12 protein-coding genes are annotated in these 12,930 nt (G+C 70.5%); 1 reads left to right on the top strand and 11 read right to left on the bottom strand.

Annotated elements, in window-relative coordinates:
• From ACQ754_RS03865 to ACQ754_RS03885, 5 genes are read right to left on the bottom strand one after another with little or no spacing between them, the layout of a single operon-like run.
• Complete coding sequence (locus tag ACQ754_RS03865) at window positions 1–402, bottom strand: hypothetical protein (protein WP_440995677.1); 402 nt, start codon at window positions 400–402, stop codon at window positions 1–3.
• A complete protein-coding gene (locus tag ACQ754_RS03870; protein ID WP_440995678.1) occupies window positions 386–2,344 on the bottom strand; it encodes an ATP-dependent DNA helicase in 1,959 nt (652 codons plus the stop codon). Before ACQ754_RS03870 ends, ACQ754_RS03865 begins: the two co-directional genes overlap by 17 nt.
• Entirely contained in the window at window positions 2,341–2,847 is a 507-nt protein-coding gene (locus tag ACQ754_RS03875) for a tetratricopeptide repeat protein (protein ID WP_440995679.1), read from the bottom strand. The genes ACQ754_RS03870 and ACQ754_RS03875 overlap by 4 nt, the downstream gene beginning before the upstream one ends.
• Window positions 2,848–2,877: 30 nt before the next feature.
• Window positions 2,878–5,223, bottom strand: coding sequence for a penicillin-binding protein 1B (mrcB, locus tag ACQ754_RS03880; RefSeq protein WP_440995680.1), 2,346 nt, complete (start codon window positions 5,221–5,223; stop codon window positions 2,878–2,880).
• Between the two features lie 7 nt (window positions 5,224–5,230).
• Complete coding sequence (locus ACQ754_RS03885) at window positions 5,231–5,734, bottom strand: disulfide bond formation protein B (protein WP_440995998.1); 504 nt, start codon at window positions 5,732–5,734, stop codon at window positions 5,231–5,233.
• 111 nt (window positions 5,735–5,845) lie between these two features.
• On the opposite strand from ACQ754_RS03885, the gene ACQ754_RS03890 reads away from it, so the two are divergent.
• On the top strand, window positions 5,846–8,290 hold the full coding sequence (locus ACQ754_RS03890) for an acyl-CoA dehydrogenase (RefSeq protein ID WP_440995681.1): 2,445 nt from the start codon (window positions 5,846–5,848) through the stop codon (window positions 8,288–8,290).
• Between the two features lie 42 nt (window positions 8,291–8,332).
• On the opposite strand, the gene ACQ754_RS03895 is transcribed toward ACQ754_RS03890, so the two are convergent.
• The 6 genes from ACQ754_RS03895 to ACQ754_RS03920 all read right to left on the bottom strand — a co-directional run bounded on the left by ACQ754_RS03895 (window position 8,333) and on the right by ACQ754_RS03920 (window position 12,791).
• Window positions 8,333–8,971, bottom strand: a complete 639-nt coding sequence (locus ACQ754_RS03895; protein ID WP_440995682.1) for a Spy/CpxP family protein refolding chaperone — start codon at window positions 8,969–8,971, stop codon at window positions 8,333–8,335.
• A 29-nt stretch (window positions 8,972–9,000) separates the two neighbouring features.
• Window positions 9,001–9,468, bottom strand: coding sequence for a DUF411 domain-containing protein (locus ACQ754_RS03900; protein ID WP_440995683.1), 468 nt, complete (start codon window positions 9,466–9,468; stop codon window positions 9,001–9,003).
• Window positions 9,469–9,932: 464 nt separating this feature from the next.
• Window positions 9,933–10,139 carry a hypothetical protein gene (locus tag ACQ754_RS03905; protein WP_440995684.1) on the bottom strand — a complete coding sequence of 69 codons (207 nt, stop codon included), beginning with the start codon at window positions 10,137–10,139 and terminating at the stop codon, window positions 9,933–9,935.
• 2 nt (window positions 10,140–10,141) lie between these two features.
• Window positions 10,142–11,374, bottom strand: coding sequence for a YeeE/YedE family protein (locus ACQ754_RS03910; RefSeq protein WP_440995685.1), 1,233 nt, complete (start codon window positions 11,372–11,374; stop codon window positions 10,142–10,144).
• A 1-nt stretch (window position 11,375) separates the two neighbouring features.
• Entirely contained in the window at window positions 11,376–12,335 is a 960-nt protein-coding gene (locus tag ACQ754_RS03915) for a sulfurtransferase (protein ID WP_440995686.1), read from the bottom strand.
• Between the two features lie 120 nt (window positions 12,336–12,455).
• Window positions 12,456–12,791: an SUF system Fe-S cluster assembly protein gene (locus ACQ754_RS03920; RefSeq protein ID WP_440995687.1), complete on the bottom strand. Its 336-nt coding sequence runs from the start codon at window positions 12,789–12,791 to the stop codon at window positions 12,456–12,458.
• Window positions 12,792–12,930 lie beyond the last annotated feature (139 nt).

Genomic DNA, 12,930 nt, shown 5'->3' on the forward strand with positions numbered 1-12,930 from the left:
TCAGCCCTGACCGTCGTCCCGGTCATGGGCCTCGCCCGCCTCGGAGCAGACCCGCCGCGGCCGCCCCCCCGGACCCCGGCGGATGACCTGGGGGGCACCGCAGACGGGGCAGACGAGGCGATCCCGGCCCCGGGCGCTGAGCATCCCCCGGCCGAGAAAGGAGCCGGTGTGGCGGCGATTATAGATGGCGCCACCGGCGCCGGCGGCGAGCCAGAGCACCAACCACACCGGTGCGAGACGGGTGATCACCGCCAGCATGGCGAGGGGATCGTCGGCGCCCGGCGGCGGCAGGGCGCGAGCGCCGAAGACGAGCACCAGGTACCCCACGACCCCAACCATCACCAGACCCAGGACCGGAATGCGACGGCCCTGGCCATTTCCCGCCTCAGCTTTCCCCGGCATACGCCCCTGCCTGTTCTTCCACACCCTCGCCGTCACGGAAGAAGGCCTGCACCTCCCGGAAGCTCCGGGTCACCCGCATGGGGGGGAGACTGGCCAGGAAAACACGGCCGTAGCCCCGGGTCATGATGCGATTGTCGCCGATCACCAGCACGCCGCGGTCACTGGCGTCACGGATCAGCCGCCCCACGCCCTGACGCAGGGTGATCACCGCCTGGGGGAGCTGGAAGTCGCCGAAGGGATTGCCCTCACCGGCCTTCAGGGCCTCGATGCGCGCCTGGGTCACGGGGTCGGACGGCGACGCGAAGGGGAGCCGGTCGATGATCACGCAGGACAGCGCCTCGCCGCGCACGTCCACGCCCTCCCAAAAGCTCTGGGTGCCGAGGAGCACCGCGTCTCCCGCCTCCCGGAAGCGCTCCAGCAGCCGCCCCTGGGCCGCCTCGCCCTGCACCAGCAGGGGATGGTCGGTACGCTCGCGCAGGTATTCCGCGGCCACCCGCAACGCCCGGTGGCTGGTGAACAGCACGAACGCCCGCCCCCGGCTCTCGCGCAGGGTCCATTCCACCATCACCAGGAAGCGATCCAGGTAATCGGGGGCGTTGGGTGGAGGCAGCTTGGCCGGGACGTACAGCAGCGCATTGCGCTCGAAGTCGAAGGGGCTCTCCAACCGGAGGGTTTCCGGCTCGCCCAGGCCGAGGCGGGCGATGTAGTGCTCGAAGCGCCCGCCCACGGAGAGGGTCGCGGAGGTGAATACCCAGCTGCCGGGGTGCTTCGCCATCTGCGCCCGGAAGGTGGAGGCCACCTCCAGTGGCGTCAGCCGCAGGATGAACCCCTGGCTATGGGTCTCGAACCACTGCACGTGCTCGGCGTCGCCGCCCTCGAGGACTTGACCGAGGGTGTCCTGGAGCTCCGCGGCCCGGCGCCAGACCGCCTCGATCCCCTTGCCGCGCTGGGCATGGGGGGCAAGCCGCTCGTGCAGGGCGGCCAGGCGCTGGCGGAGCCTGCCGACGGCGTCGGCCACCGTTTCGTCGTCCGCCACCGCGCCCCAGGGCTCCCGGCGGCCGGCCGCACCAAGGCTCAACCGGAAATCCCGGCTCGCCTTGTCCAGGGCCTCGGCGGCGTCGGTGATGTCCGTCGCCTCCTTGGCCTCGCGGAGTTGCTCCACGCGGGCATCCCGGGCCAGCTCCTGGATCTGCCGACTGCTCACCGCCACGCCGAAGAACTGCGCGGCGGTCTCCGGCAGCTGGTGGGCCTCGTCCAGGATCCAGGCATCGGCGGCCGGCAACACCTCGCCGAAGCCGCCCTGACGGACCGCCCAGTCCGCCATCAGAAGGTGGTGGTTGACCACCACCACGTCCGCCTCCTGGGCCCGTCGCCGCGCCTCCATGAGGTGGCACTCCGCGTGGAAGGGGCATTCCTGGCCCAGGCAGTTGTCCGGCGTGGAGGTCACCTTGCCGAGCAGCGCCCCCTCCAGATGGGCCACCGGGGCCTCGGCGAGGTCGCCGCTGCGGGTCTCGCCCGCCCACTCCCGCAGGCGCTGCAGCCGGGAGGCCTCGTCGCGGGAGTCGAAGCGCCCCTCCTCGGCGGCCAGCTCCAGCCGGTAGAGGCAAAGGTAGTTGCTGCGGCCCTTGAGCAGGGCTCGGGACGCCGGGACCTCCAGGGCGGCGGACACCAGGGGCAGGTCCCGGTGATAGAGCTGGTCCTGCAGGGTCCGGGTACCGGTGGAGATGATGACCTTCTTCCCGGAAAGCAGTGCCGGCACCAGGTACGCGAAGGTCTTGCCCGTGCCGGTGCCCGCCTCGGCCACCAGCACCCCGCCCTCCTCCAGGGTGCGCCCCACGGATTCGGCCATCTCCTGCTGCTCCGGCCGCGGCGAAAACCCGTCGACGGCCCGCGCCAACGCCCCTTCTTCGGAGAGGGCGGTGCGGGCGTGCGCGGGGATCACTGCTCCCCCTCGAGTTCCGCGGCGCGGGCGGCCGCCTCGGCGGCGCCCTCCGCGTCGCCGAGGATCTCCCGGCAGGTGGCGATCAACCGCCAGTTCTGGGCACGCAGGCGACGATCGCCGGTATGGTCACTGGAGCGCCGCGCGAGATTGATGGCCTCCTCGCAGCGGTCCTGGCGATAGCGCACCACCGCCAGGTTCTGCCAGAGCACGGGGTGATCCGGGGCAAGGCGCAGTGCCCGCTCCAGGGCGTCACCGGCGACCTCCTGGCGGCCATCGGCGGAGGCGGCCTCGGCGTCCGCCACCAGGGTGCGCACGGCGGCCGGGAGCTCCGATACGCCGTCACGGGACGGCGCCTGCCGCGTCTCCCCCGTATCCTGCTGGTCCGGCCCGGACGGCGGGGCCCGCTCAGGGCTCGGCGGCGGGGCCGGCGACGGCGGGACACCGGCGCAACCACCCAGCACGAGGCCGAGCACCACTACCAGCAATGCGTTGCGGGCGCTCATTGATCATTCCTCCCTGGTCGTCCCTGCGGGTCAGCGGACCCAACCCTTCAACCAAGACCCTGCCCGCTCGACCACGCCGCCGCGGCGGGCGCAGTCGGCGCGCTGCGAGGGGGCGTGGCCGCGCAGATAGGGCAGCGCCACGGCGTCCGGGCAGTCCGCGCTCGCCAGCCGTCCGGTGGCCGGCTCGATCCAGACCGGCTCCACCCCCGGGGGCGGGTCCGTGTCCAGTGGTCTGTAGGGTAACCCGGCGAAGAGCTCGCCCCATACCGTCATCGCGCCGCTGGCGCCGGTGAGCCCGGTGCGGCCGTTGTCGTCACGGCCCACCCAGACCACACCCAGGCGGTCTTCCGAGTAGCCCGCGAACCAGCTGTCCCGAAGGCCATTCGTCGTGCCGGTCTTGGCGGCGATCCCCGGGTCGTTACCCAGCCAACGCCGCAGGCCGCTGCCGGTGCCCTCCACCGGCACACGGCGCAGGGCGGACTCCAGCAAGTACACCGGGGCGCGGTCGAAGGCCCGTTCCACGCTCAGGGAATAGCGGCTGAGCACCTCCCCCTCCCGGGTCATCACCGCGCGGACCGAGCGCAGCGGCGTCCGATACCCCCCGGTCGCCAGCGTCTCGTAAACGCCGGCCACCTCCAGCGGGCTGTACTCGACGCTGCCCAGCAGCAGCGACGGGTAGACGGTTTCCGGGAGCGGGCCGCCGAGGCGCGAGAGGGTGTCCGCGACGGCACGGAGGCCCAGGTCCAGGCCCAACCGCACCGTGGGTACGTTGTAGGACTCCACCAGCGCCCGCCACAACGGCACGTCACCATGGCGCTCGCGGTCGTAGTTGCGCGGCGTCCAGGTCTCGCCGTCGGCGCCCTGGACCCGCACCGGCTGGTCGGCGAGGAGGCTGCCCAATCCGTAACGCGAGGGCCGTGACAGCGCGGTGAGATAGACCGCGGGCTTGACCAGGGAGCCGATGGGCCGCCGGGCATCCAGCGCCCGGTTGAAGCCCTCGTAGCGTGGGTCCCGGCCACCGACGATGGCCTCCACCTCGCCGCTGTCCACGGCCACCACCACCGCCGCGGCCTGGGTGTCGTCCCGCCAGGCCTGCATGCGACGGGTCACCGCCTCCTCCGCCGCCCGCTGCACCATCGGGGCCAGGGTGGTGAACACGCGTAGCCCGTCGTTGTTCAGGTCCTCACGGCGGTAGTCCCGGGAGAGATGGCGGCGGACCAAGTCCATGAATGCCGGGTAGCGGAAACCCGCCTCGGGGATTTCGCGGCGCAGGCCGAGGGGTGTCTCCTTGGCGGCGGCCACGGCGTCGGCCTCGGCGAAGCCGCTCTCCGCCATCACATCGAGCACCAGGTCGCGGCGCTCACGCGCGCGTTCGGGATGGCGCCGCGGGTCATACCAGGAAGGCCCCTTCACCAGCGCCACCAGCAGCGCCTGCTCCGCGAGCGTGGTCCGCGACAGCGGCCGGCCGAAGTAGAAACGGCTGGCCAGACCGAAGCCGTGGATGGCCCGATCCCCGTCCTGGCCGAGGTAGACCTCGTTGAGATAGGTCTCCAGGATCTCGCGCTTGTCGTAGTGCCACTCCAACAGCATCGCCATCACCGCCTCGTTCACCTTGCGGGTGAGGGTGCGGTCGCTGGAGAGGAACAGGTTCTTGACCAGCTGCTGGGTCAGGGTACTGCCACCCTGGACGATGCGGCCGGCGCGGATGTTGGCGATCGCGGCACGGAGGATGCCGATCGGCGAGATCCCGAAATGCTCGGCGAATCGGCGGTCCTCCACGGCCAGTAGCCCGGCCACCAGACTGCGCGGCATCTCGTCCAGGGCGAGGAGCTCGCGGTCGGCGTGGTGGCTCGGGTGGATGCTGCCGATGCGCGCTGGGTCCAGGCGGAACAGATCGATGGCCCCGCCCTCGGCGCCGTTCAACGTACTGATCCGGCCGCCGTCGAGCTGTAAGGCCACCCGCCGTGCCCCCGCCTGCCCGTCGGGAAAGCGGAAGGGGCGGCGATGGATCAGGAAGCGGTCGCCGTCACGGCGATAGGTGCCCGGCTCCGCGGCCTCACCGTGGCGTTGATAGCCGGCGGCCGCGAGCTCGCGGACGAGCTGCTCCGCGTCCAGGGGCCGCCCCGCGTAGAGCTCCAACGGTCGAGCGAAGACCTGGGCCGGCAATGCCCACTGCCGCCCCTCGAATTCCTCGACCACGCGCTGATTGAGCCACCACGTCCAGCCACCGCCGGCCACCAGCACCAACACGAGGGAGACGAGCAGCAGCCGGCGCAGGCCCCGGCGCAGCGGGCCCGCCCTGCGCGACGCCTTATGGGTGGGTTTCTTCCGCCCGCTACCCTTACCGCGCCCGGGCTGTTGCGGCTTGCGTGCCATACCCCCGTCAGCGCCGGCGTGCCGGCCAGTTCACGGCCACTGCGGCCACCGCGGCCACCACGAAGGCCAGCAGCGTCCAGGCCGGGATGCTCACCCCGAGCACCCGGTCCACCTCGGCACACTCCCCCGAGCCGGAGAGGACCCGCCCGAGAACGTCCATGAGCGGCAAGGTATCCATCATATAGCCGAGCCCCGGCCCACAGGCGGGCACCTGGTCCGGTGGGAGCGACTGCAGCCACAGGTGCCGCCAGGAGAGACCGACGCCGATCGCCGACACCGCGACGGCCAGCACCGCATACACCCGCGCCGCCGCCGAGCGCGGCGCGTGCAGCCCGGCGATGAGCAGCACCACGCCGAGGCCGGCGAAGGCGACGCGCTGGAGGATACACAGCGGACACGGCTCCATGCCCTGGATATGCTCCAGGTAGGCGGCAGCGCCGAGGAGCGCCGCACACAGGGCGAACCCCAGGAGATTGAGGCTGCGTCGGTAGTCGATGAGCGCGTTATTCATGGCCGCGCATGGTAGCAGAACGCCGGCCATGCATTCCTCGCCCGGGGACCATACGCTAGAGTATGGTAGAGATGTCGCCCGGCGAAGACACCCGAGGGGTGGGAGGAGATCGTGGACGCCGTATTCTGGTTGCTGACCCTGCTCGCCGTCATCGCCGTCCTCGGCTTCCGGCGCTATCCGCTGTGGATCAATACCGCCACGGTCACCGCCTGGCTGCTCGCCTTCAGCGTGGCGGGGGACCATGCCGCGATCTGGGATGCCCTGCTGTGGGTGGTGCTCCTCGCCGTCGCCGTCCCCCTGAACCTGCCGGGGCTGCGCCGGCGCCTGCTCACCGACCGACTCTTCGAGTGGTTCCGCGGCGTCATGCCAGAGATCTCGGAGACCGAGCGCGCCGCCCTGGACGCGGGGACCGTCTGGTGGGACGCGGCGCTGTTCACCGGCCGCCCGGACTGGGACGAGCTGCTGGCCCACCCCGGCCCCCGCCTCACTGAGGAGGAGCGGGTCTTCCTCGACGGCCCCTGCGAGACCCTCTGCCGCATGGTCAGCGACTGGGAGATCACCCATGAGCGCCTCGACCTTCCCCCCGAGGCGTGGCGGTACATCCGCGAACAGGGGTTCTTCGGGCTGATCATCCCACGGGAATACGGCGGCAAGGGCTTCTCGGCGCTCGCCCACTCGGCGGTGACCATGAAGCTCGCCAGCCGCAGCGCCGACCTGGGCTCCACGGTGATGGTCCCCAATTCCCTGGGGCCGGCGGAGCTGCTGATGCGCTACGGCACCGATGCCCAGAAGGACCACTATCTCCCCCGGCTCGCGCATGGCGAGGAGGTCCCCTGTTTCGCGCTGACCGCCCCCACCGCGGGCTCCGATGCCGGCGCCATCCCGGACACCGGGGTGGTCTGCTACGGCGAGCACCAAGGCGAGCGGGTGCTCGGGCTGCGAGTGAACTGGGACAAGCGCTATATCACCCTGGCGCCGGTGGCCACGGTCCTGGGCCTCGCCTTCAAGGCCCACGACCCCGACCACCTGCTCGGCGACGAGGAATCCCTCGGCATCACCCTGGCCCTGATCCCCACCGACACCCCGGGGGTGGAAACCGGCCGGCGTCACTTCCCGCTGAACTCCGCGTTCATGAACGGCCCGACCCGGGGCCGGGACGTATTCGTCCCCCTGGACTGGATCATCGGCGGCCGCGAGCGCCTCGGCGACGGCTGGCGGATGCTGATGAACTGCCTGTCCGTGGGCCGCTCCATCAGCCTGCCGTCCGCCGGCACCGCCCAAAGCAAGTTTACCGCCTGGACCACCGGCGGCTATGCGCGGGTGCGCGAGCAGTTCGGCGTGCCCATCGGTGAGTTCGAGGGCGTGCAGGAGGCGCTGGCCCGGATCGCCGGCAACGCCTACGTCACCGATGCCGCCCGGGTGCTCACCGCCTCCGCCATCGACGCCGGCGAGGAGCCGGCGGTGGTCTCGGCCATCGTGAAGTACCACCTCACCGAACGGGCCCGGCAGTCCATTACCGACGCCATGGACATCCACGGCGGCAAGGGCATCTGCCTGGGCCCACGGAATTACCTCGGACGCCTGTGGCAGACCTCGCCCATCGCCATCACCGTGGAGGGGAGCAACATCCTCACCCGCAACATGATGATCTTCGGCCAGGGGGCGATCCGCTGCCACCCCTACGTGCTCCGGGAGATCCTGGCAACCGCCAACCCCGATCGGGAGGCCGGACGCGCGGAATTCGACGCGCTGGTGGTGGCCCACGCGGGCTTCGGGGCCTCCAATGCCCTGCGCTCGCTGCTGCTGGGACTGAGCGGGGGGCGCCTCGCCGCCGCACCCGCCTCCGCCGCGGCGCAGGCCCGCGCCTACTACCGACAGCTCTCACGCTACGCCGCCGCCTTCGCCCTCACCGCCGATGCCGCCATGCTCACGTTGGGCGGCGGGCTCAAGCGTCGCGAACGGATCTCGGCGCGCCTCGGGGACATGCTCTCCTGCCTGTACCTCGCCTCCGCCGCCCTCAAGCGCTACGAGGACGACGCCTGTCCGGAAGCGGATCTTCCGCTTCTGCGCTGGGTGCTGGAGGAGGCGCTCTTCACCCTCCAGGAGCGGCTGGACACCGTGCTCGGCAACTTCCCGTCAAGGCCACTGGCGGTGCTGCTGCGGGCCCTGGTCTTTCCGCTGGGACGGCACCGGCGGGGACCGTCGGACGCCCTCGGTGCGCAGGTGGCCCGCACCCTCATGGAGCCCGGCGCAAGCCGGGACCGGCTCCTCGCCGGTATCCATATCAGTGATGACCGGGAGGACCCCACCGGCGCGGTGGAGCATGCCCTGCGCCTCACCATCGAGGCCGCACCCATCGAGCAGCGCCTGCGTCGCGCGGTTCGCCGCGGCGAGCTTTCCGTTCGGTGGGACGAGGACGAAGTGGAGGTGGCGGTCGCCGCAGGTCTGCTGGATGGCGACGAGGCGGAACGGATACGCGCGGCCCGTACCGCCCGCCTCAGGGTGATAGCGGTGGATGACTACGACGCCGCGGAGCTCGTGGCCTCCGCGGGCTGACCGGGAGAGACCGGGGGACGGCGGCCGTCCCCCGGTCCAGGCTCACTGCTGGCGCATCATCCCGCCGCCGCCCTGTGGCGAGCGCCTCTGCTGGCCGGATTCCCAGCGGCGACGCTGCTCGTCGGTGAGCATCTCCCGGTAGCGCCGGTGCATACGCGCCCCCTCGGCGGCCTGCTCGCCCCGGAGCTCGCCGAGCTGGCGATGGAGCTCCCGAATGCGGTCCGGATCGGGATCGTCGGCGGCCATCTCCAACCCTAGCTCGTCTTGCAGCCGGGCCGCCTCCTCCATGCGCCGGAACTGGGCGGAACGCTGCTCCTGCCGAAGCTCACGCAGCTTCTCACGCTGCTCCGCGGAGAGATCCGGGCCGTAGCCGCCGGGGTTCCCCATCCCGGGCCCCATCATGCCTGGACCCATCGCCCCGGGGCCCATCATCCCCCCGGGGTGCATCATCCCGGGTCCCATCATGCCGGGCCCCATAGCCCCTCCGCCCATCATATGGCCGTGTCCCATCGCACCGGGACCCATCATGGCCCCCGGCCCCATCATCGCCCCGGGACCGAAGGTGCCGGGGCCACCGAGCCCGGTCGCGTAGGGGCAGTCCCAGGCGGCGGCACTGCCGGCGAAACCCACCCCGACCACCAGGGCCAGGCCCGTCATCATCGAACGCATAGACTGTTTCATGGCGCCCTCCTTTCGCTTTTCCCTCATCCTCATTCCCCGGCGTAGCGACTGAATACCGTCGTTCCACCACCCTCGCCCAGGGTCAGGACCTCATAGGCATCACGGCGTCCCCCCATCTCCATGCCCGGGGAACCCAGGGGCATACCCGGGACCGCCAGACCGGCCGCCCCGTCCCGTGCCTCGGCGACGAAGCGACGGATATCCGAGGCCGGCACATGCCCCTCGATGACATGGCCGTCGATAAAGGCAGTGTGGCAGGAAGCGGTCTCCCGGGTGACACCCGCCTGCTGTTTGATGCCGTAAAGCTCCGCCTGCGCCACATCCTCTGCATCCACCCGGAAGCCCTCGGCCTCCAGGTGCCCGACCCAGGCCTCGCAGCAGCCGCAGGTAGCGGTCTTGTACACCTTGATGCCCGGGCGGCCTTCCCCCGAGCCATACAGCGGCAGCGCCGCAATACCTATAACGGCCACCGCGGCCGCGATCAGAACGTACTTCATGTAATTGCTCCCATTACCGGAAAGGTCGTCGTTCGCCTTAGACGTCGGGACGGCTATCCGGCGGGCGATAGGGAGGCTCGGCGAGGAACCGGGGCGCAGCCCGGGACTCGGGTGGTGAGGCGGGGCGCGATGCCGTCGAGGCCTGCGGGCCCGGCATCGGCATGACGACGGCCGAACAGTGGGCACAGCTCTGCGGATGGGATACCCCGCACGCCGCGTCACCGACGACCTCCGGCGGAAGTGACGCTTCCCCGAGCGCAGACCAGTCGCTGCAGGGGGCATCCGCCGGCGGCATCCCATACGCCGCGCCGCTGGCGGCGATCGCCACGCCGATCAGCAGCAACACGCCGCGCAGCCAGGCAAAATGCATCAGGGACCCCCCGCAATGGTGCCGCCTCGGAGGCACCGGACCTCAGGGGAAAGGATAGCACTGATGGCCACCACGCGACGCCATCAGCGTGCGCTCAATGCTCCTCGCGCCCGGAGGGGCACGGTGCCCCGCAAGGGGCGCAGGCGCTCTCGTCGAGCTGGGAATAGCTGGTCTCCACGCCGCCCTGACCGCTGTTGAGCGCGAAGGTGGCGGAGTTGACGTGGTCGAAGAGGATGGCGCCGAAAACGGCGAGGAGCACGACGATCACCCGCCAGCGGCTGTAGTCCCTCACCGCCGCCATGATCAGTTCTCCAGCCCGAAACGCGGTCGCAGGCGGATCCCGAGCAGGGAACCGGCGAAGGCGCAGGCGAACCAGATCCAACCATGGAGGCTCGCCGAGGCGATGCCGCTGAACATGGCGCCGATGTTGCAGCCGAAACCGAGGCGCGCCCCGTAGCCCATCGCCAGGCCACCAATAACGGCGGAGGCAAGCGGGCCACGCGTAAGGGGCCTGCGGCTCGCCCGGTTGAAACGGCCGGCAAGGCCCGCCGCCAGCATGGCCCCAAGGAGTAGGCCGAAGTCCATCACCGAGACCACATTGACCAGCACGCTGTCCTTGAGCGCCAGCGCCGGGTAGTCCCAGGTCCAGAACTCCCACCGGGCCATGTCCACGCCCAGTGCCTGAAGGAACTTCGCGCCCCACAGGCCGAAGGCGAAGGTGATGCCCCAAGGGTAACCGGAGATCAGCAGGGTCGCGAGATTGAGCACCGCCAGGGCCACCGCCCCCCAGAGCAAGGGCCAGCCCCCCTTGACCAGCGTGGTCAGCCAGCCGCCATCCGGGCGGCGCCACAGGGGCTGGTCGAGGCTGCCGTGGTGGCGGCGCTCCACCCGCGCGAACCACCATGCCAGTCCGGCCAGGGCGGCCAGCTGCAGCACCAAGGCCCCGCCGATACCGAGCCCCGCGATGAGGTTCACGGGATCGATGCCCGGCTGCTCCAGCCACCAGGGAAGGTGCATGGTGCCCACCACCGAGCCGGCGATGAACGCGATCAGGGTGATCACCATGCGGATATTCCCCGCGCCCACGGTGAACAGTGTCCCGGAGCCACAGCCCCCGCCGAGCTGCATGCCGAAGCCGAACAGGAACGACCCCACCACCAGAGAGACTCCGACAGGGGCCAGGGTACCGCTGATGCCACCGACCCCCCACTGCTCGGCCATGCCGAGCACGGGGATGAACAGCACCGAGGCGATGGCGAGCAGCAGCATCTGCGCGCGCAACCCGGCACTACGGCGGTTGACCACCAGGTTGCGCCAGCCCGCGGTAAAGCCGAAGGCGGCGTGGTAGAGGGCCACGCCGAGGCCGGCGCCGATCAGCAGCAACCAGACCCGATCCAGCGGCGCCTCCAGCCACACCAAGGCGGCGAGCAGGGTCAACCCGGTGAGCGCCGTGCCGGTGATGAAACCATCCACACGACGGGGCTCCTCCGCGGCGAGCGCCGCGGAGGCCGTGACCGTCGGGTTCACGCTCGCCATATCAGCCCCCGAAGAAGTCCAGGATCTTGGCGAGCCCCTGCTTGGCCACCTGCACCGGGCGGTTCTCCGCCGCCGTCCACTCCACCATGGAGCCGTCGTAGAGGGCGACGTCATGGTGGCCACCGATCTCGGAGAGGGCGAACCAGGTGGTCGAGGCCCAGTGGCCCGTATTGCAGAAGCTCACCGGCCGACGGTCGCCGTCGAGCTCGACCCCGGAGAGCACCGGGTCCACGGCGGAGGCGTCGAAACGCCAGACCTCGCCGCCCGAGAGGAAGGCTTGGTGCTCGACGTTCACGGAATCCGGGATGGTGCCGGCAACCCGCGCTGCGGGGTGCTTCTCCTCACCCTCGAAGAAGGCCGCGGGGCGGGCATCGATGAGCTGCAGCCCGCGCGCCTCCGCGTTCTCGACGTCAGCGCTGGATACGACCATCTCCTCGCGGAAGTCCGCCTCGAACTCCACCGGCTTCGGGGCGACTTCCCCGGTAGCCACCTCATGACCGGCCTCGACCCAACCATGGTAGCCGCCATTGAGGATGGTCACCCGGTCGTGGCCCAGGACCCGGAAGGTCCAGTAGACCCGGGCAGCACTGCCGAAGTCCGTCGGGCCAGTACCCGCGGGAACCACCACGACGGTATCGTCGTTGTCGACACCGAGCCGACCCACCAGGGACTCCAGCTCGCCGACGGGGGGCAACATGCCCACAACGCCGTCGTCCTCTACCCGCCATGCGCGCTCGGTATAACCGGCATCCACGGAGCCCGGGATGTGCCCCTCGGTGAACGCCACCGCATCGCCCTCATCGATGGGGCTGCGCACGTCGAGGACGGCGATATCCGCATCGCCGTGGCGTTCGGCGAGCCAGTCGCTGTCCACCAAGGGCGGCACCCCTCCGGCCATGGCCACCCCGGCGGGCAGGAGTAATGCGAACGTCAGAAACCTGCCGAAACGGCCTGTATTCATGGGAACCTCCGGAATGAACGTGGATTATCCCAATGCTGATATGCCGAATCGGTTTATACAAGTTGCTATTAAGATGAACTTGTTATTTCGGTATGCGCTGGTGAAGGAAGGGGTACGGCGTCAGAAGAACCCGAGCTGCAGGCGCGCCGCCTCAGACATGCGCTCCTGGCTCCAGGCGGGTTCCCAGGTGAGCTCCACCTCGGCGGCCACCACGCCGTCCACCTGCTCCACCGCCGCCTTGACCATGCCCGGCATCTGGCCGGCCACGGGACAGGCGGGCGTGGTCAACGTCATCAGGACGTCGACGAAACCGTCCTCGTCTGCGTGGATCTCGTAGATCAGCCCGAGCTGGTAGATGTCGACGGGGATCTCCGGGTCGAACACGCACTTGAGCGCCTCCACGATGCCCTCGCAGAGCGCCTCCGGACCCTCGATGCGCGTCGCCGCTTCAGACATTTCTCAACTTCCCCGTTTCCGAGCAGGACCGGCGGTTGCGCATCCCGGGACGGGGTGCGGGCGCCGGGTACGGGCGCCGGGCGCGGGACCCGGTCCGCGGAGCGTCGGCGGCCAGGGATGGCCGCCGTCGAGCATACAC

The sequence above is a fragment of the Arhodomonas sp. SL1 genome (genome assembly GCF_052060015.1).
Taxonomy (GTDB): domain Bacteria; phylum Pseudomonadota; class Gammaproteobacteria; order Nitrococcales; family Nitrococcaceae; genus Arhodomonas.